The sequence below is a fragment of the Paractinoplanes maris genome (assembly GCF_023544465.1).
Lineage (GTDB): Bacteria > Actinomycetota > Actinomycetes > Mycobacteriales > Micromonosporaceae > Actinoplanes > Actinoplanes maris.
This window is the reverse complement of the sequence record NZ_JALPVL010000004.1, coordinates 77,469-96,082: the sequence shown is the minus strand read 5'-3', so window position 1 is coordinate 96,082 and position 18,614 is coordinate 77,469. Positions and strand designations below refer to the sequence as shown.

Below are 18,614 nucleotides of genomic sequence, written 5' to 3'. Positions count from 1 at the left end.
GAGGCCACCGAAAAAGGCCTCGGCTTCGCCTAACCTTTTTCGGCGCCCTCGACACCGACGGGCGCAGTGCGACTCTGGTCGCGGTGGGCGGGGGATTCGATCGTGGTTTTGAGCTTGCTGGCGTAGATGTCCACGTACTCGCGGCCGGACATCGCCATCAGCTCGAACATGATCTCGTCGGTGATCGCGCGCTCGACGAAGCGGTCACCCTTGGCGTGCTCGTAGCGGGAGAAGTCGAGGGGGGCGCCGAACCTCATGCGTACCCTCTTGATCTTGGGAATCAGTTTGCCGGTCGGCTGGATCTCGTCGGTGTTGAGCAGCGCGACCGGGACCACGGTGGCGCCGCTCTCCAACACGAGGCGGGCCACGCCCGTCTTGCCGCGGTAGAGCCGGCCGTCGGGCGAGCGGGTGCCCTCGGGATAGATGCCCGCGACGCCGCCGTCCCGCAGCACCCGCAGCAGTGTGTCCAGAGCCGCCTGGGCAGCCCGGCCGCCCGAACGGTCGACCGGGATCGTCCCGGTTCCGCTGAAGAACTGGCGCATGAGCCAGCCTTTGATGCCCTTACCGGTGAAGTACTCCGCTTTGGCGACGAAGGTCACTCGGCGGTCCACGATCAGGGGTGTGAAGATCGAGTCGGAGAACGACAGGTGGTTGCAAGCCAGGATCACCGGCCCGCTCCGGGGCAGGTGGGACAGTCCGCGCACATCGGGGCGGAAGAGAAGCTTGAGCAGTGGACCGAGGGCCACATACTTGAGCAGCCAGTAGAACACGATGTCCTTTCCTCCGGTGGCCGGGCGTGCAGGAAGCGTACGAAGCGGGGCGGCGCGCCACAACGCACTCCCGCAACCTGTCCATGTCGTGTCACCATTCAAGGCACGGTCGGCGAGGGAGTGTGCAGGGGTGACAGCGGGTGGTGCCCGCCGCGGGCGGCGGGACAACGGGCTCGACGCGGCCGATTACGCGGTCGCGGGCGACGTGGATCCGCGCGTCGGAGAACACCTCCTCGACGTGCTGGCAGCCGGTGGCATTGCCGCGTATCTGCAGCCCACGGCCGATCTCAATCCCATTCTGCGGGCCACCACTCTGCCCGCGCGGCCGATCGACCGGCTCTATGTCGACCGGGTCCACCTGGCGGTCGCCCGCGAGCAGCTGCACAAAGTCACCGGCGGTGAGCCGCCCACCCCGCCCCCGGCCGACCCGACCGCCGCGCCGAGCAGCAACGTCGATGTCGAGGCCGAGTGGGCCAAGATCGTCGCTGGTTTCCACACCTCGGTCGACCCGACCGCCGCGCCCTGGCCGGCCTCCGAGGGCATGCCGGCCCCCGAGCCGCCCCGCACGGGCGGGCTGTCGAACGCGGCCGACTTCTCCGGCGTCTCGCTCAACCGGCGCCGCACCGACCAGCCGGCCTCCCCCGAGCAGGACCCGTCACTGCTCGACGGTCTCGACTCCTTCGGCGCCGGGTTGCCCGACGACGGCGAGGACGACGAGGACGAGCGCTACGTCCCGCCGCCTCCCCCGCCGCTGCCCCGCTTCTCGAAGTACACGGTCATCGGCGTGCTCGGCGTGATCGTCGGCTTCCTGCTGTTCCTGTTCCCGTGGCTGCTGCCGATCGACCGCGACTACGTGACGTTGCTGGGCTTCGCGGCGATCGTCTCGGGTGCGGTCATGCTGGTCTGGCGGCTGCGCTCCGGTGACGACGAGGACGACTACGACGACGGCGCGGTCGTCTGACGGCTCGCCCGACACATTGGTCGAAAATTAAAACCATGTTTAATCGATGACCGTCGGTCTTCTGGGGAGTAGTCATCCGATAACCTTCGGTGATGCGCCAGAGCTCGCTGGTCGTCGTGGCCAACCGCCTTCCGCTCGATGACAACGTCGCGCCGGACGGAGCGTGCGAGTGGCGCCGCAGCCCCGGCGGCCTGGCCGGGGCTTTGCACGCGATCCTCGAGCAGACCCCGGCGACCTGGGTCGGCTGGGACGGGTCGATCGGCGAGGCCCGGCGGCTGCCCGACATCGGCACCCTGCGGTTACGACCGGTGGCGCTCACCGACGACGAGCTGCGCGGCTACTACGAGGGATTCGCCAACTCGACGTTGTGGCCGCTCTATCACGACGCGGTCGAGCAGCCCGTGTTCGACCGGGGCTGGTGGGAGACGTACCGCTCGGTCAACCGGCGCTTCGCCGAGGCCGCCGCCGAGGTGGCCGAGCCGGGCGCCACGGTCTGGATCCAGGACTATCACCTGCAGCTCGTCCCGCAGCTGCTGCGCGAGCTGCGACCGGACGTGATGATCGGCTTCTTCCTGCACGTGCCGTTCCCGCCGCCCGAGCTCTTCATGCAGCTCCCCCGCCGGGTCGAGTTGCTGCGCGGCATGCTCGGGGCCGACCTGGTCGGTTTCCAGCGCCCCCAGGCGGCCCACAACGTCGCCCAGCTCGCGGCCAAACTGCTCGACGTGCACGGCGCCGACGACGCCATCCACCTGGACGGCCGGATAGTCCGGACGGGCGCGTTCCCGGTGTCGATCGACGTGGCCGAGATGCGGTCGCTGTCGGCCCGGCCCTACGTGCTCAACCAGGCCCGGCAGGTGCGGCACGACCTCGGCTCGCACAAGCGGATGCTGCTCAGCGTCGACCGGCTCGACTACACCAAGGGCATCGAGCACCGGCTGACGGCCTACTCGGAGTTGCTGCGCGACGGCAAGGTCAAGGTCCGCGACACGGTGATGGTGCAGGTCGCCGTGCCGAGCCGGGAGCGGGTGGAGAACTACCGGGGGCTGCGCGACCGCATCGAACGCGAGGTGGGCCGGATCAACGGTGAGTACGGGCGGGTCGGCGAGCCGGCCATCCACTACCTCAACCAGCCGTTCGACCGGGCCGACCTGGCCGCGCTCTATCAGGCGGCCGACGTCATGGTGGTGACCCCGCTGCGCGACGGCATGAACCTGGTGGCCAAGGAGTTCGTGGCCGCCCGGCGCGACAACAGCGGCGCGCTGGTGCTCAGCGAGTTCGCCGGGGCGGCGGCCGAGCTCGGGGACGCCTTCCTGGTCAACCCGCACGATGTGGACGGTCTCAAGGAGACACTGCTGCAGGCGCTGGCGGCCACGCCCCGCGACCTGGCCACCCGCATGAAGTCCATGCGCGGCTACCTCACCACCCACGACATCCACGCGTGGGCCCGGGCCTACCTCACCGAGCTCGAGCCGGCCCACTCACTGTTCCGATAGCTCCTTGGCCAGCCAGTCGAGGACGGCCTCGATCGGCTCGGACCACGTCACGTCGAGCATCAGGTCGTGACCCATGCCGGGGAAGAGCAGCGGGGCCCCGCCGTAGAGCGCGGCGATGCGGTCGAGCGAGGTCCGCGGCACGATCCGGTCGTCCGGGCTGCCGACCACGAGCACCGGTGGGTCGCCGACCGGCCGCGGCGCGGGATCGTGGGTCACCAGCTCGCGGCGCGGCCGGGCGACGATCCGGTCGAGCCAGGGCTGGGCCTGCTCGGCGGGCATGCCGGGGCCGAACAACTGCTTGCGGTTCAGCCTCAGCCGGCCGCCGAACAGGGCCGGGAGCGTGCCGACCGGGTTGGTGCGCAGCGCGGCCCACAGCGTCGGCCAGCCGTCCATCACGGGTGCGGCCAGCACCGCCGCCCGGGCCGGATAACGACCCATCGCGTACGCGGTCACGAGCGCGCCGGCGCCATGGCCGACCAGCACGACCTGCCGGGGCAGCGACGCCGCGACCTGCACCACGTCGTGCACCTGGGCCCGCAGGTCGCCACCCGGCCTCGGGGTGAGCGCGTGCGCCGCGAAACCCCGCTCCGCGGCCCGCGGCAGCCAGTGCTCGGCGAACGCCCAGGCGCCGTGCCCCAGCCCGGGCACGAACAGCAGCGGCGGCAGGTCGTCCCGGGCGTCCTCGGTGAGCGAGACGACCTCGCGCGCGGCCGCCGGCACCGGATCGGTCCAGTCCGCGAAGCGCAACAGCTCCGACCTCATGACTCGTCCACCTTTGGCATGCCCTCCCGGCCCTCGCCTGCGAGGCCGTCCGTCAGTCCGGCTGGGTGCCGCTCGGTGCAGTCGGTCATGCCGTTGGCTCCATCTCGCGCAGCAGGCCTTCGACGGCTCGCAGGTAGTCGGCGTGGTCGACCTCGAACCAGTGGCGGGCGGTGGGGACCACCCGGCGCCGCGACCAGCCGGCGACCGGCCGGGTCGACTCCTTCTGCTGGACGGCGGCGGCCCGTTCGGGGTCGGTCACCCGCAGTCGCAGCCAGCGCGCGACCGCCACGCTCTGCCAGTGCGCCAGCGGGAACAGTCCGAAGTCGGCCTGCACCAGCCCCACCACGGCCAGCGTCGGGTGCTGCCGCGCGAACGCGTGCAGGTGCAGGTCCGGGCGGCCGTCCTCGGCGGTGCCGAGCAGCTCGGGGGCCAGGAACTCGAAGCGCGGACGGTAACCGGTTGCGGTGATCACCAGGTCGGGTTCGACGCGCCGGCCGTCGGCGAGCACGGCCGAGGCACCGTCGAAGCCCGTCACGTCGGGGACCGGTGTGATCCGGCCGTGGCCCAGATAGAACGGGAGCTGGCTGTTGACGATGGGATGACTCTCGTACGGCTGGTGGTCGGGCACCGGGAGGCCGTAACGGGTGAGATCACCGGTGGTCAGCGCGAGCACCCGGCGATAGAGCCACTGCCGCAGGCGCAGCGGCAGCCGCAGCGCGAGCAGGCGGTCGTTGACCTGGTCGGCGGGGCGGCCGAAGACGTACTTCGGGGCGTACCAGTAACCGCGCCGGGTCGAGTGCCACACCGAGCTCGCCTGCTGGGCCGCCTCGACGGCGATGTCGCAGCCGGTGTTGCCACCCCCGATCACCAGCACCTTGCGGCCGCGCAGCTGGGTGGGGTCCTTGTACTGCGCCGAGTGGATGACCTGGCCGCGGAAGTCGCCGGGGATCTCGGGACGGGACGGCGACCAGTTGTGCCCGTTGGCCACCACCACCCCGGCGTACCGCTGCACCCGCGACGAGCCGCCGCCGGTGCTCTGCGTCGTCACGTCCCAGCGACCGTCGCCCACCGGTTCGACCGAGACCACCTCGGTGCCGAACCAGACGTCCCGCTCGAGCCCGAAATGGGCCGAGTACCGCTCCAGATAGGACAGCACCTGCTGGTGGCCGGGATAGTCGGGCCACGTGTCCGGCATCGGGAAATCGGGGAACTCGGTCAGCGGCCGCGAGGAGATCAGGTGGGTGCCGGCGGAGACCGGGCTGCGGTCGTGCCGCCAGTTCCAGGCGCCGCCGACGGAGGTCTCCCGCTCGTAGCAGTCCACCTCGAAACCGTGTTCGCGCAGGTTCTTGATCGCGGCGAGACCGCTGGCCCCGGCCCCGATGACGCAGACGGCGTCTCGACGGTCGGCGATGTCGGGAGTGTCGGGCACCCGGCGATATTGCCAGACTCGGCGCCCTACTCGGAAGAGAGCTTCACGTCCGCGACGACCGGAAGATGATCACTGGCGCGGCGGGCCTGCTCGGACTCCACCACCCCGTATCTCTCGATCGTGATGCCGGGGCTCACGAAGATGCCGTCGATGCGCCGGTTGGGCAGCGTGGCCGGGAAGGTCGCCGGGGCATCGGCCGACGAGATCAGGCCGTCCCCGACCGTACGCCAGGCTCCGCCGCCGGGACCCTCGTTGAGGTCGGCGGCCGCGATCACCGGGCCGTCGATCCGGCTCAGCTCCTGCTTCCAGAGCGCCGCCTGGGTGGGGCGCTCGGCCGGGTCGGTGGCCAGGTGTGAACCCGAGACGGTGAACTGACCGCCGCGGACCGAGCCGCGGGCGAACGCGGCGCCGCGCAGATGACGGCCGGGCGTGAGCGGGTACCGCATGCACCACGTCTCGTGCACGGCGACCCGCAGGCTGACCAGCAGCAGGTTGCCCAGCGAGGGCAGGCCGCCGGCCGCCACCACCATGCCCAGGTCGTCGGCCAGCGCCGCGCTCTTGTGCCGCCAGCGGAACCGGCGCGGCGCCTCCTGCACAACCAGGACGTCCGGCTCCAGCTCGCGGATCAGTGCGATCAGGGCGGCCCGGTCGTCCTTGAGGCCGTGGACGTTGTAGCTGACCACCCGCAGCCGTGCGCCCGCCATCACAGGCGCCGCGCGAGGTCGGCCGCTCCCACCACACCGGCGGTGTTGCCGGTCTCGGCCGCCCGGACCTCGGCCACCGGGAACCGGCCGCGCTGCTCGAGCTGGTCGCGGTAGGTCGTCCGGGTCGGGACCATCAGCAGGTCACCGGCGTCGACCACGCCGCCGCCGACCACCAGGATCTGCGGGTCGAAGCTCTGGGCCAGGTCGGCCATCGCCACGCCGAGCCAGTAACCGATCTGGGCGAACGCGTCGCGGGCCACCCCGTCACCGGCCCGGGCGGCCTCGGTGATCTGGCGGCCGGCGATCGCCAGCGGGTCGCCCCCCGGCCAGCTCGAGCAGCTTCGCGGCGCGCTCGGGCTCCTGCCGGGCCCCGGCCCGGGCGAACCGGACCAGCGCGTTGCCGCTCGCGTACTGCTCGAGGCAGCCGAGCCGGCCGCAGCCGCAGGGGTGGCCGTCGGGGACCGACTGGATGTGGCCGAGCTCGCCCGCGATGCCGTTGGCGCCCCGCCAGAGCTTGCCGTTGAGCACGATGCCGCCGCCGATGCCGGTGCCCACGGTGATCATGAGCATCGAGTCGTCGGCGTGCCGGGCCACGCCGTACCGGAACTCGGCCCAGGCGGCGACGTTGGCGTCGTTCTCGAGGACGGTCGGCAGGCCGACGGCTTTGGTCACGTAGTCGCGCAACGGCTCGTCGCGCCAGGCCAGGTTGGGGGCGAACAGCACGGTCGCCCCGGGCGCGTCGATCCAGGCGGCGGCACCGATGCCGACGGCGGTGACCTGCGGGAACTCACGCGCCAGCTCGGCCGCGACCTCGACGATCGTGTCGCGGGTGCCGGCCGGGTCCTCGGCGGGGGTGTCCCGGCGGTTCGAAGCCAGCACCGTGCCGTGCTCGTCGACCACTCCACCGGCCACCTTGGTGCCGCCGACGTCGACTCCGATGGTCAGCGTCACGCTGCCCGTCCCCTCATCTGTCGCTCATGCCGCGCCGCCGTCACGGGCCTCGTCGCCCGCCCCGCCGGCACCCGAGGCGTCCGTGTCCCCGGACGCCGCGTCGCTCTTCCTGCCCGGCACATCATGATCCACCGATTCGCCGGGCGCCACGGTGCCAACACCCGCATCGGAGGTGGCCGCCGCCCATACATCCAACCTTCGAGGGGTACGGAGGTCTCGGGCCACCTGCCCGGCAGTGTCGCCGGTCTCGCCCGCGGCCGCCGCGGCCTCACGACGCGCCTTGGCCAGGGCCGCCGCCTCGGCCACCCGGCGCTCGGCGTCGGCTGCCGCCTGCAACGCCACCGCGCGCCGCTCGGCCAGCTCGGCCGCATGGTCGGCTGCCGCGCTGGCGGCGCTGGCCGTCGTCGCGGCCGACCACGGGTCGGCCGACTCGGCCTGCTGCTCGGTGCCGGTGGACGCGTTCGTCGCCGCCGCCCACGCCCCGCCGGCGTTGTTGCGGCCGGCCCGGGTGACGGTCGACCAGGTCTGGTCGGCGTTGGGCACGGGGGCCGGCGCCGACGGCGGGGCCGGCCGGGGCCGCTCGCCCACGATCGCCGACACGGAGCGCAGCAGGCCCGCGACCGACCCCGCGAGGTCGCCCGCGCTGCCGGCCAGCCGGGCCGCGGTCTGCGGGCTCGGGTCGCGCATCGCCGCGATGGCCTTGCACACCGGGCACACGCAGCACTCGGGCTCACCGGTCGCCCACCGCTCACCGAACGCCTGACCGGTGACGGCCCGCGCCAGCACCGACGCGACGAGCCGCTCGGCCTCTTCCCGTGCTGATCCGGCCATCGGAACCTCCCCCGCCCTCAGCTCACTGCGCCGGGCTCTCGACCCGGTGCTTGAGCTGCTTCAACGCCATGTCCATGATCATTTTTTCGGCCTTGCGCCGGAACATGCCCAGCATGCCGATGGAGAGCTCGACCTCGAGCGTGTAGGTCACCGTGGTGATGCCGCCGGCCTCGGCCAGATCGTACGAGCCGCGCTGGGACTTCTGCGTCTTCGAGGGCTCGACCAGGTGCCACTCGATGCGGGAGAGGTCGTCGGCATACGCGTACTCGAGCGTGTAGTCGTCGGCCATGACCCCGGCGTCGATCACGAAGCGCACACGGAAGGCATAACCGTCCTCGTACTCCTCGAGGACCTCCACCCGCTTCATCGCCTCGGCCCACTCGGGATAGCGCGGGAAGTCGCTGATCACCGCGGCCACGCGGTCGAGGGGCGCATGGACCTGGATCGACTGCGTCGAGGTATCCGCCATGCACGGAGGCTACCTCCCATCACCCGGATTCCCGGCGGCCGGGCCGAACGCGTACGGAGGCCGCCCCACGCGGACCCCGCGGGACATTCCCGGCGGCGGGCCGGGCGGGATGAGCCAGATCGTCGGGGGACGGCTACCATCCGTCAAGTGCCGGTCCTAGCCAGCTTCACCGCGCGCGTCCAACCGCTCGCGGTGGCCGCGCGCATCGTCATGCTCGCGCTGGTCGCGGCGCTCACGCTGATCGCCACCGGCGACCCCGCCCACCTGGGGTGGGTCGCCCTGCTGGCGGTGGCCGCACTGCCCGCGGTGATCGCTCCCGACCACCATCTCTTCGCCCCGCTGGGCCGCTTCGCCGAGGTCCTCGTCACCGGTCTCGCGGCCGGGTCGATCGCCGTCGCCAGCGACCTCAACAACACATTGGACGCCGGCTTCGGCGCCGAGGCGATTTTGCCCTATCTCGCGGTCCCGCTGCTCACCGCCGCGCTGCGCCGCCGCCCGACCGAGGGCACGGCCCTGCTCGGGGTGGCCGCGGTCTCGCTGGTGGTCGGCGGCACCCTGGTCGGTGAGGTCAGCCCGATCACCCAGCCCGGGTTCCTGGCGGCGTCCGGGCAGTGGCTGGTCCTCGGCGCGATCATCACGTTCGCGGCCGATACGATGCGCCAGTTCATGCAGCCCGCCGAGCCCACCCCCCAGCCGTACGCCGAAGCCACCCGCCTGCTCACGCAGCTGCGCAGTGTGGCCCGGTCGCTGCCGGGCGCCACCCTCGACCCGGGCGGCATCTCCGAGCACCTGCTCGAGGAGTTGCGCCTCGTCAAGCCGTCCGACCGGGCGGCGGTGCTGTCGGCCAGCGGAGGCGGCCGGCTCGTCGTGCTCGCCCAGACCGGCGTCGAGCGCGTCGACTGGGAGGTCACGCTCGACGCCGACTCGGCGATCGCCGACGCCTGGGCCAGCCAGCAGCCGCAGACCGCCAGCCGCTCGCAGGCCCGGTCGAGCCGCCGGGGCGACGTCTCGTCGCTGGTTGTGCCGCTGGTCGCCGGTGTGCGCACGATCGGCCTGGTCATCCTCGAAAGTGATGTCGCCAACGCGTACCCGAAGGAAACCGTCAACGAGGTGACCTGGGTGACCGAGGCCGCCGCCCTGCGGCTGGAAGCCGCCCTGCTCTTCGACGACGTGCGGTCGCTGGCCACCAATGAGGAACGCCAGCGACTCGCCCGCGAGATCCACGACGGGGTCGCGCAGGAGCTGGTGATGGTCGGCTACGGCATCGACAACGCCCAGGCCACCCTGCCCGAGGGCGCCGAGGAGACGGCCGAGGAGCTGCGGTCCCTGCGCGCCGAGGTGACCCGGGTGATCACCGAGCTGCGCCTGAGCCTGTTCGAGCTGCGCTCCGAGGTGGATCGCAACGGCGGTCTGGCCGCCGCGATCGCCGAGTACGCGCGGACGCTGGGCACCTCGGCCGGCCTGCGCGTGCACTTCACGTTCGACGAGTCCACGGCCCGGCTGCCCGCGGCCACCGAGGCCGAGCTGCTGCGCATCGCCCAGGAGGCGATCACCAACGCGCGCAAGCACGCCGGAGCCTCTAATCTGTGGGTTACCTGCACCATCGACCCGCCGTACGCCGAGATCGAGGTCTCCGACGACGGCCGGGGTTTCGCCGACGACCGCCCGGACGGTCGATACGGTTTGACCATCATGGCCGAGCGGGCCGAACGGATCCGGGGCCGACTGAAGATCACGCCGCGACACCCCAGCGGGACAACCGTTGCCGTAGTGCTGGGATCTTCCGCCAGGCGCGATAGCGTGCGGAATAGCGTTTCCGCTCCAGAAGGGGAGTAACCCGAGCATGTCGACCAGTCCGGCGCCGACAACGCGCACCAAGGTCCTCCTTGTTGACGATCATGACTTGATTCGTAAGGGGCTGCGACACGCATTCGAGCGCGACCGTCAGTTCGAGGTCGTCGGCGAGGCGGCCACGGCCGCCGAGGCTGTCCGCCAGGCCGGCGCTCTGCAGCCCGATGTTGTGATCATGGATCTCCGCCTGCCCGACGGCAGTGGCCTCGAGGCCACCAAGGCGCTCCGTAAGAACAACGCCAACATGGGCATCGTCGTCCTCACCATGTACGCCGGTGACGACCAGCTCTTCGGCGCTCTGGAGGCCGGAGCCAGCGCCTTCGTGCCCAAGACGGCCCCGGCCGACGAGGTCGTCGCGGCCGCCCGGCACGCCGCCTCGGCGCCCAGCGCCTTCACCGCGGCCGACCTGGCCGAGGCCATGAAACGGCGGCTCGCCCCGTCCGGGCCCCAGCTCTCGCCGCGCGAGGGCCAGGTGCTGCGCCTGCTGGCCGACGGCATGAGCGTGGCCGGCATCGCCAAGCAGCTCTTCGTGTCGGAGTCGACGGCCAAGACCCACATCTCCAAGCTCTACGAGAAGCTGGGTGCGGCCAACCGGGCGCAGGCGCTGATGACGGCGCTCCGGCTCGGCCTGCTCGAGGCACCGGACGCCCCGAAGTTCTGATCGACTCCGCACTCACGACGTCAGCGCCCGGTCCCCCGACCGGGCGTGTCGTGTGTCGGGGCGGTCAGGCGCTTCGTGCGCCGCTCAACCGCTTGACGGCCAGGTAGGCCTCGCAACCCAGGCACAAGCTGAAGGCGGCGTTGAGGAATGCCGCCAGCAGACCGAACGCGGCGAAGACGACACCGACCGCGGTCAGGCCCGTGAGGTAGCCGACACTCGCGACAGCCAGAAAGCCAAAACCGACCAACTGTGCGAAACGCACGGGCGGGGCCGGCTCCCTCTCAGCCGGCGGACCGAGCCGCGGCAGCAGCAGGGCCCGGAAGACGTACGCGTAGGGGCCGCGCCGCGGGTCGGCGGCGGTGACCGCGAAGACGGCCGCCTGCCCGAGCGCCAGCCATCCCCAGCCCGTCGCCAGCACCACGACGAGGACGACGCTGGTCAGCGTCGCGGCGAACCGCTGCCCGCGGGGATCCAGTTCCATGCCCCCAGCGTCGCACCCACGCCCGGCGAAAGCCCTGGTGAGAGGCATCACCGGCGCCCTGGTCAACTTTCCAGGTCGAGCACGACCTTGCGCAGCAGGACGTTGAGCTGGATCAGCTCCTCGTGCGAGAGGGCCCGCAGCAGGCGCTGATCACGAGCCATGCCTTCGAAGATGTATTTGCTCCACATGGCCCGCCCGGCCGAGGTCGGCCGGATCAGCACCCGGCGGCGGTCGGTCTCGTCGTTCTCGCGGGTCACCAGCTCGGCCGCGACCAGCCGATCGAGCCGGCTCGTCATGGCGGCCCGGGTGACCTTGGCCGCCTCGGCCAGCTGGGCGGGGGTCGCCTCGATCGGCCACGGCTGGATCATCAGGACGTGCAACGTCTTGTAGTCCTCGGACGTCAGCTCGCGCGACTCGGCGAAGGCGACGGCGTCGGCCCGGCGGGCTTCGCGCTGAATGAAGTTCATGCGCACCAGGGCGCCCTCGACCTCGGGGGCGAAGGCCGGCTCGTTCTTCCAGAAGGCCGCCCACCGCGCGACATGGTGGTCGACGCTGTCCTGCTCCTCATCCTGAGCCATGGCCGCCATTATGCCATCGTCTGATTTTTCGATTGCTAATAGTTAGACGGTGAACTAGTTTCCTGGCCATGCGGATCCCCGATTTCCAGCTGCTCGCCACCGGGCAGACCCTCTCCTGGGTGGGCAACGGCTTCCAGACGGTGGCGCTGGCCGTGGCCGTGGTCCAGGCCGGCGGCGGCCCCGGCGACCTCGGTCTGGTCCTGGCCTCGTCGATCGTCGCCCGGCTGGCCTGCACCCTGTTCGGCGGTGTCTGGGCCGATCGCCTCCAGCCGCAGCGGGTCATGGTCGCCTCCGACCTGGTCCGCCTGTTCGCGGCCGCGGCAATGGCGCTGATGTTCTTCCAGGACAGCTATCACTTGCCGCTGCTCTGCGCCCTCGCCGCCGTCTCGACCGGCGCCGCGAGCTTCTTCGACCCCGCCTTCGGCGCGCTGAAGCCCCTGCTGGTGCCGATGGAGAAGCGCCAGTCGGCCAACGCCACGCTCAGTCTGCTCCAGACCGGCAGCCAGGTCGCCGGGCCGGCTCTGGGCGGGGTGACGGTCGCGGCCTTCGGCGCCTCGGCCGGTTTCAGCGTCAACGCGCTCAGCTTCCTGGCCTCGATGATCGCCGCGCTGCTGCTGCGCGTCCGGGCCGAGCGCGGCCCGCGCACCTCGATGCTCAGCGAACTGGCCGACGGCTGGCGCGAGATCGCCCGGCGCGACTGGCTGCTGGGCGGCCTGTTCGGCGCGACGGTCTACCACATCGCCAACGGCGTGATCCTGGTGCTGGTGCAGGTGGTGGCCATCGAGCGCCTGGGCGGTCCCTCGGCCGCCGGCTTCATCGCCGCAGCCGAAGGCCTGGGTGGCGTCGCCGGCGCGGCGATCGCCCTGCGTTTCAAGCCCCGCCGCCTGCTGCGGGCAGGCTGGCTGACCCTGCTGCTGATGCCGTTGTGGGCCCTGGCCTACGTGTGGCCGGCCGAACTGATCGCCGTGATAGCCGGCGCCATCATCGGCTACGCCGGCCTGATCTTCTTCGACGTGGCCTGGGAAACCGCCATCCAGGACCATGTCCCCCAGCGCATGCTGGGCCGCGTCGCCTCCTGGGACTACCTGACCTCGTTCCTGGCCATGCCCATCGGCAACGTCCTGGCCGGCCCCCTGGCCGCCGCCTACGGCACCGACAAGGTCCTCACCGCGTGCGCCGCCGTCCTGTTCCTGTCGGCCCTCTCCCAGCTCCTCATCCCCGGCGCCCGCACCCTGACCCGGGCCACCCCCACCCCCAGCTCAGCCAACCGCCCACCCGAACTCCTCGAAACGACCGGCTCCTGACGACCCGACCAACAAGCGACACCTTCGCCCGCAAGCGCTCGCCGCTCCCCAGCTTCCCGGCCGGACAACGGCGAGATTCAATCGCCAGAAGTCGTCAAAGAACGTCGCCGAGGGCCGCGATCAGCTGAGGCTTGCCCGGGACGCCGGTGGCACGCTTGGCGACGCGGCCTTCGGCGTCGAGCACGAGAAGCGTCGGCGTGCGCCAGATTCCCAGCGCCCGGACCGCATCGAGGTGGCTCTCGGCATCAACCTCGACGTGTTGCACACCCGGCACCAGGGCAGCCACCTCGGAACTGACCCGGCGCACCGCCCGGCACGGCGCACAGAACGCCGACGAGAACTGCAACAGGGTCGCCTTGGCTTCACCCACACCAAGCTCGCGCAGCAGCCCGGCGTCCAGCCGTTGCCCAGCCGCACTCGGGTCCGCACCGGTCTCGATCACGCCCGGCTCCTCCCGCACATCCGCCACCACCGCAGCCGCACCGACCGCACCGGAGCCGGCTCGATCGACCCCGGCCGCACTCGACGTTATCTCGGCGCCGGCTCCGTCCGCTCGCGGGCCGTCTCCCACCGAAACCGATGCCATTCCGCCCGATCGCGTTGAAGCGGGCGCGGACCGGACGCCCGTAACGCGACCATCTCCAGCCGACGCCGGTATGGGCCAGACTCCGATACGACTGCCGTCAGCGGGCGCCGGCGTGGGGCTGACGTCACGGAGGCGACCGTCCGTGCGGCGGCGCCACAGTCCGACGACAACCCCGACGACCAGCACGGCGACCGCTACCGCCAACCCCACCAGATCCATAGGACTACTCTGACACGGCGCGGACCGGCCGGCGACTGCCCGCCCCTGGTCACGCCGACTGGTAGGCGCTCGCCTGCAGTGTGAACATCTGGGCGTAGATGCCGCCCGCCGCCATCAGCTCCTCATGATCACCCTGCTCCGCCACCGCGCCGTGGTCCAGCACATAGATGCGGTCCGCCTCTCGCACGCTCGCCATGCGATGGGTGATCAAGACCACCGTACGGCCGGCCGCCAGCTCGCGCAGGCGCTGGTAGACGTCGTGCTCGGCGCGGGCGTCGAGGTTGGCGGTCGGCTCGTCGCAGATCAGCAGCGGGGCGTCGCGATAGAAGGCGCGGCTCACCGCCAAGCGCTGCCATTGACCGCCCGACAGGTCGGCGCCGTCGGTGAAGTGGCGCGACAGCAACGTCTCGTACTGCCGGGCCAGCTCCATCACAAACCCGTGCGCGTCGCCCGCACGGGCGGCGGCATGCACCGCGGGCATCGCCGGCGGGCGGTCGTGACGGCCGATCGTGATGTTGGCGCGGGCGGAGAACGGCCAGCGGGTCGGTTCCTGCATCACCACCGCGACCCGCTCGCGCACGGTGTCCGGATCGAAGAGGCCCGCGTCCTGCCCGTCCCACAGCACCTGACCGTGCTGCGGCCGGTGCAACCCGGCGAGCAGCGCGGCCAGCGTCGATTTGCCGGAGCCGTTCTCCCCCACCAGCGCGATCACCTCGCCGTGGCGAAGGACCAGGCTCACGTCGCGGACGGCCGGGCGGTCCGCGTCCGGATAGCTGAACGTGACTCCGTGCAGCCGGATCTCGGCGAAGCTGAGCGGGGCCACGCCACCCGGCGCCGGCTCCGCCCGGGCCTGGGACAGCTCGCAGAAACCCTGGAAGTCCGCGAAGTAGAGACCCTGTTCGAAGAGCCAGTTGGCCGTGAGCGCAATCTCCCTCAGCTTCCCGATGCCCAGGCTGATCGCGTACGCGGCCGCGCCGCCCGCCGCGAGCTCCATGCGCCCGGTCCAGAGCAGCCAGAGCAGCACCGCGTACGTCAAACCGGTCACCGACGCGCTGAGCACCGTGCCCATCAGGGTGGTCCGCACCTGCCGGACGACGACCCGGATCTCCTCCCGGGTCGAGATGGCCAGCAACCGCCGTACCTCGTCGAGAAGGAACGACCGCAACGTGAAGGCCCGCAGCTCGGGTGCGGGTTCGCGAGCCGCGAGAAGCTCGGCGAGCATGCGCTGCCGGCGCCACACGGCGATGAGGCGCAGCACCCGCCGGTGGCCGAGACGGGCCGAGCGCACCGCGGCCCAGCCCACCGGCAGCACGGCGAGCACCAGCAACGGAAGGAGCACGGGGTGCAGCACGGCGAGGACGCCGGCCGCGGCGATGAGGCCGACCAGGTTGGTGGCCAGTTCGATCGCCCGGTCGACGAGCATCTGCGCGGCCGAGATCCACCGGTCGCGGGCCCGTTCCATCGCGTCGCGCCATTGCGGGTCGTCGAAGGTGGACAGGTCGACGCGCGTGGTCAGAGTCAGGAGTCGCATCTCGGCGGCCTGATAGACCTTGGGTGACAACCGTCCGTTGGCCGCCGCGGCCGCCGATTCGAGGGCGCCCCGCACGGTCGCGGCCCCGACCACCAGGAGCAGCGAGGGCACGGCGGCCCGTACGCGTTCGGGCGTCGGCGCGTCCCGCAGCAGCCCCTCGAGCACGCCGACCACGCTGATCATCCCGACGGCGCTGGCGACGCCGGCCGCGATCTGGAAGAGCACGACCGCCATGGTGGTGCGCCGGTCGGCGTGCCAGGCCAGGAGCCAGGCGTCGCGCAGCAGCCGCGGCAGCCGGCTCACCATCCGCACGAAGCGGGTGTTGGCGGCCTCCTCGGTGCTGGTCAGCCAGTAGGGCAGCGACAGCTCGCCGTCCTCGAACTCGGGCCGCACGTCCTGATCGGCGAGCGGCGGTTCGGCGAGCGGCGGTTCGGCGAGCGGCGGTTCGGCGTGTTCGGCATCGGGCATCGGATGCTCCGCTCGGCGTCACAGACGTCCACGACCGGGCACACACGGCCAACGGCTCCGTCCGCGACGCACCGGAAGCTCTCTCGCTCCTTCCTACGCCCCGGCCCTTTCCGCGTCCACGCCACCACCCCGGGTGTCTTTTTCACTCACGGGCGACGATCCCCCGGTTCTCAGCCCCCGCCCGGGGCGAGCAGGCGGGTCAGTCGGGCGGCCTGGGTCTCCCAGCGCCATTCCTGTTCGACCCAGGCCCGGCCGGCGGCGCCCATGGCCTTGGCTTTCGCCTGGTCGGTGAGCAGCTCGGTGAGGCGGGCGGCCAGAGCCTCGACGTCGGTGCCGCCGACCACGTAGCCGGTCTCGCCCTGGCGGACCGCGTCCGGGGCGCCACCGGAGTCGCCGCCGACGACCGGCAGGCCGGTGGCCGACGCCTCCAGGTAGACGATGCCCAGCCCCTCGACGTCGAGGCCGGCGGCCCGCGTGCGGCAGGGCATGGCATAGACGTCGCCCGCCGCGTAGTGGGCCGGCAGCTCGGCCCACGGGACCGAGCCGGTGAAGACCACGTCCTGCTCCACGTCGTGCTCGCGGGCCAGGCGGGCCAGCGTCTTACGGTAGGGGCCGCCGCTGACCAGCAGCAACGCCGCGCCGGGGACGCGGCGGCGGATCGTGGGCAGGGCCCGGATCAGCATGTCCTGGCCCTTGCGCGGGACCAGGCGCGAGACGCAGACGATCACCGGGCGGCCGGCCAGGCCGTGGCGCGCGCGGACCTCGCTGCCGTCGACGCCGGGGTGGAAGGCGTCGACGTCGACCCCCGGGGCCAGGCGCTCGAGCGACGTGAGGCCGTGCAGCGCCCGGTCGAGCCGGGTGCGCTGGTAGTCGCCGAGGTAGGTGATGACGTCGTTGCCCCGGGCGATGCGGCGCAACAGTGTGCGCGCACCGGGGAGGGCGGCCCAGCCGATCTCGTGGCCGTGGGTCAGGGCGACGGCGCGCTCGATGCCGGCCCGGCGGCGCAGTCCCTCGGCCAGCAGGCCCAGGGGCGCGGCGGCGCCGAACCAGACCCGGTCGCAGTCGTGGGCGCGGGCCACCTCGGCCGCCCGGCGCGCCACCGCGGGCGTGGGCAGCAGCACGCCGGTCGGCTCGCGGACGACCTCGAACGGCTGCTCGGCGTCGAACGGGCCGGTCTCGCGCCAGGTGGAGGCATAGACGACCACCGAGCCGGCCGGCTGGCGCACGGCCAGGTTGTGCACGAACTGCTGGATGCCGCCGGGACGCGGCGGGAAGTCGTTCGTGACCAGCAGGGTGCGGCCCATCAGCGCGCACCCCGGGCGTAGGCACGGGCGGCGGCCATCCGTTCCACCGTGGACGGGTGTGAGGCGAACAAGAGGTGCTCCCAGGCCGGCGGATCGGGGTCGGACAGGTTGACCGTGCCGAGTCGGCGCTGCATGGCCTCGAACGTCGAGGGATCGCCGGTGAGGTCGAGCGCGTGCTGGTCGGCGCGGGCCTCGATCCGCCGCGAGACGAACGCCTGGGCCGGCCCGGCGGCCAGACCGGCCAGCGTGACCAGCGCGATCAGCAGACCGATGGCCCGGGGCTCGCCGATCGAGCCGACCCCGGCCCGGGCGAGCAGCCAGCCCCACGAGCCGAGCAGGAACAGCGCGATGACCGCCGCGGCCGTGCCCAGCGCACCGAGGATCGTGCCGGTGAGGACATCGCCGTCCTTGGCGTGGCCGAGCTCGTGGGCGGCGACCGAGACGACCTCGGCCGGCTCGGCCTCGGTCAGCATCGTGTCGTAGACGACGATGCGGCGGGTCGGCCCGAGACCGGAGACATAGGCGTTGACGGCCCGGGTGCGGCGGGACGCGTCGGCCACCAGCACGTCCTTCACGGGGACGCCGTCGCGGGCCGCGAGCTCGATCAACTCCGTCCGCAAGGGGCCGTCGGGCATCGGCGTGAACTTGTTGAAGACCGGCTCGACCAGCACCGGCAGCACGAACGAGAGCAGCACCACCAGGCCGGCCGCCCCGGCCGCACCGAACGCCCACCACCAGCGCGGCGCGAAGTGGGTCACCGCGAAGAAGCCGGCCAGGGCCAGACCACCGATGACCGCGCCGACCGCGTAGGACTTCAGCAGGTCGACCGTCCAGGCTCCCCACGACTGCGTCGAGATGCCGTAACGGACGACGATCGTGTGCCGCCACGCGGACAGGGGCAGCGTGACCACCTCGGCCACCAGCACGACCGCGAAGCCGCCGAGCACGGCCTGGGCCAGCCAGTGCCCGCCGAACGGGCGGCCGGCCTGGGTGACCAGCCACGCGCCGACCGGGGTGAGGCCGATGACCAGGGCGATGACCAGGCCCAGGACCATCGACACGTAGCTGCCGGGACGGAGCTCGGAGCGGAACTCCCGGGCGCGGGCCACCTTGTCGGCCGGCAGCTGGCCGAGGGCGTCGATCTGGTCGGGGCGCGGAGCCGGTGGGCGGTGCCACGGGATCACGAAATAGGCCACCACGGCGAGCGCGGCGAGGAGCACGACCAGCGTGCCGGCCGCCCAGAGCCGATTCATGCCGAACC

General features: G+C 72.1%; 17 protein-coding genes and 1 pseudogene. 5 read left to right on the top strand and 13 right to left on the bottom strand.

Annotation, left to right across the window (positions count from 1 at the left end; all coding sequences use genetic code 11):
- Positions 1–29 precede the first annotated feature (29 nt).
- Positions 30–770 (bottom strand): lysophospholipid acyltransferase family protein, encoded by a 741-nt coding sequence (locus NAG42_RS12565; protein WP_250030410.1) that lies wholly within the window; start codon positions 768–770, stop codon positions 30–32.
- A 130-nt stretch (positions 771–900) separates the two neighbouring features.
- On the opposite strand from NAG42_RS12565, the gene NAG42_RS12560 reads away from it, so the two are divergent.
- Both NAG42_RS12560 and NAG42_RS12555 read left to right on the top strand, forming a co-directional pair.
- On the top strand, positions 901–1,731 hold the full coding sequence (locus tag NAG42_RS12560; protein ID WP_250030409.1) for a DUF308 domain-containing protein: 831 nt from the start codon (positions 901–903) through the stop codon (positions 1,729–1,731).
- 92 nt (positions 1,732–1,823) lie between these two features.
- The gene (locus NAG42_RS12555) at positions 1,824–3,224 is read left to right on the top strand and encodes an alpha,alpha-trehalose-phosphate synthase (UDP-forming) (protein ID WP_250030408.1); all 1,401 of its coding nucleotides are present in this window, start codon (positions 1,824–1,826) and stop codon (positions 3,222–3,224) included.
- Here the strand turns inward: NAG42_RS12555 and NAG42_RS12550 are convergent.
- From NAG42_RS12550 to NAG42_RS12525, 6 genes and pseudogenes are all read right to left on the bottom strand, one after another.
- Positions 3,210–3,986 carry an alpha/beta hydrolase gene (locus tag NAG42_RS12550; RefSeq protein ID WP_250030407.1) on the bottom strand — a complete coding sequence of 259 codons (777 nt, stop codon included), beginning with the start codon at positions 3,984–3,986 and terminating at the stop codon, positions 3,210–3,212. The genes NAG42_RS12555 and NAG42_RS12550 overlap by 15 nt on opposite strands.
- Before the next feature lie 85 nt (positions 3,987–4,071).
- Entirely contained in the window at positions 4,072–5,415 is a 1,344-nt protein-coding gene (locus tag NAG42_RS12545) for a flavin-containing monooxygenase (protein WP_250030406.1), read from the bottom strand.
- A gap of 26 nt (positions 5,416–5,441) precedes the next feature.
- Positions 5,442–6,119, bottom strand: coding sequence for an endonuclease/exonuclease/phosphatase family protein (locus NAG42_RS12540; RefSeq protein WP_250030405.1), 678 nt, complete (start codon positions 6,117–6,119; stop codon positions 5,442–5,444).
- Positions 6,119–7,070 (bottom strand): annotated as a pseudogene (locus NAG42_RS12535) (ROK family glucokinase). The gene NAG42_RS12540 and the pseudogene NAG42_RS12535 overlap by 1 nt, the downstream one beginning before the upstream one ends.
- A 24-nt stretch (positions 7,071–7,094) precedes the next feature.
- Positions 7,095–7,901, bottom strand: coding sequence for a hypothetical protein (locus tag NAG42_RS45490; RefSeq protein WP_438872399.1), 807 nt, complete (start codon positions 7,899–7,901; stop codon positions 7,095–7,097).
- Between the two features lie 22 nt (positions 7,902–7,923).
- Entirely contained in the window at positions 7,924–8,370 is a 447-nt protein-coding gene (locus NAG42_RS12525; protein WP_250030404.1) for an SRPBCC family protein, read from the bottom strand.
- Between the two features lie 147 nt (positions 8,371–8,517).
- On the opposite strand from NAG42_RS12525, the gene NAG42_RS12520 reads away from it, so the two are divergent.
- Positions 8,518–10,206 (top strand): GAF domain-containing sensor histidine kinase, encoded by a 1,689-nt coding sequence (locus tag NAG42_RS12520; protein WP_438872398.1) that lies wholly within the window; start codon positions 8,518–8,520, stop codon positions 10,204–10,206.
- A 7-nt stretch (positions 10,207–10,213) separates the two neighbouring features.
- Positions 10,214–10,882: a response regulator transcription factor gene (locus tag NAG42_RS12515; protein ID WP_020512124.1), complete on the top strand. Its 669-nt coding sequence runs from the start codon at positions 10,214–10,216 to the stop codon at positions 10,880–10,882.
- Positions 10,883–10,946: 64 nt separating this feature from the next.
- Here the strand turns inward: NAG42_RS12515 and NAG42_RS12510 are convergent, their stop codons facing one another.
- Entirely contained in the window at positions 10,947–11,363 is a 417-nt protein-coding gene (locus NAG42_RS12510) for a DUF4395 domain-containing protein (protein ID WP_250030403.1), read from the bottom strand.
- A 62-nt stretch (positions 11,364–11,425) separates the two neighbouring features.
- Positions 11,426–11,941: a MarR family winged helix-turn-helix transcriptional regulator gene (locus NAG42_RS12505; RefSeq protein WP_250030402.1), complete on the bottom strand. Its 516-nt coding sequence runs from the start codon at positions 11,939–11,941 to the stop codon at positions 11,426–11,428.
- A 68-nt stretch (positions 11,942–12,009) separates the two neighbouring features.
- On the opposite strand from NAG42_RS12505, the gene NAG42_RS12500 reads away from it, so the two are divergent.
- Positions 12,010–13,245: an MFS transporter gene (locus NAG42_RS12500; protein ID WP_250030401.1), complete on the top strand. Its 1,236-nt coding sequence runs from the start codon at positions 12,010–12,012 to the stop codon at positions 13,243–13,245.
- Positions 13,246–13,339: 94 nt separating this feature from the next.
- On the opposite strand, the gene NAG42_RS12495 is transcribed toward NAG42_RS12500, so the two are convergent.
- From NAG42_RS12495 to NAG42_RS12480, 4 genes are all read right to left on the bottom strand, one after another.
- Positions 13,340–13,687: a TlpA family protein disulfide reductase gene (locus NAG42_RS12495; RefSeq protein WP_250030400.1), complete on the bottom strand. Its 348-nt coding sequence runs from the start codon at positions 13,685–13,687 to the stop codon at positions 13,340–13,342.
- A 412-nt stretch (positions 13,688–14,099) separates the two neighbouring features.
- Positions 14,100–16,049 (bottom strand): ABC transporter ATP-binding protein, encoded by a 1,950-nt coding sequence (locus NAG42_RS44055; protein ID WP_284045261.1) that lies wholly within the window; start codon positions 16,047–16,049, stop codon positions 14,100–14,102.
- 170 nt (positions 16,050–16,219) lie between these two features.
- Positions 16,220–17,353 carry a glycosyltransferase family 4 protein gene (locus tag NAG42_RS12485; RefSeq protein WP_250030399.1) on the bottom strand — a complete coding sequence of 378 codons (1,134 nt, stop codon included), beginning with the start codon at positions 17,351–17,353 and terminating at the stop codon, positions 16,220–16,222.
- Positions 17,353–18,606: a M48 family metallopeptidase gene (locus NAG42_RS12480; protein ID WP_250030398.1), complete on the bottom strand. Its 1,254-nt coding sequence runs from the start codon at positions 18,604–18,606 to the stop codon at positions 17,353–17,355. The genes NAG42_RS12485 and NAG42_RS12480 overlap by 1 nt, the downstream gene beginning before the upstream one ends.
- Between the last annotated feature and the right edge of the window lie 8 nt (positions 18,607–18,614).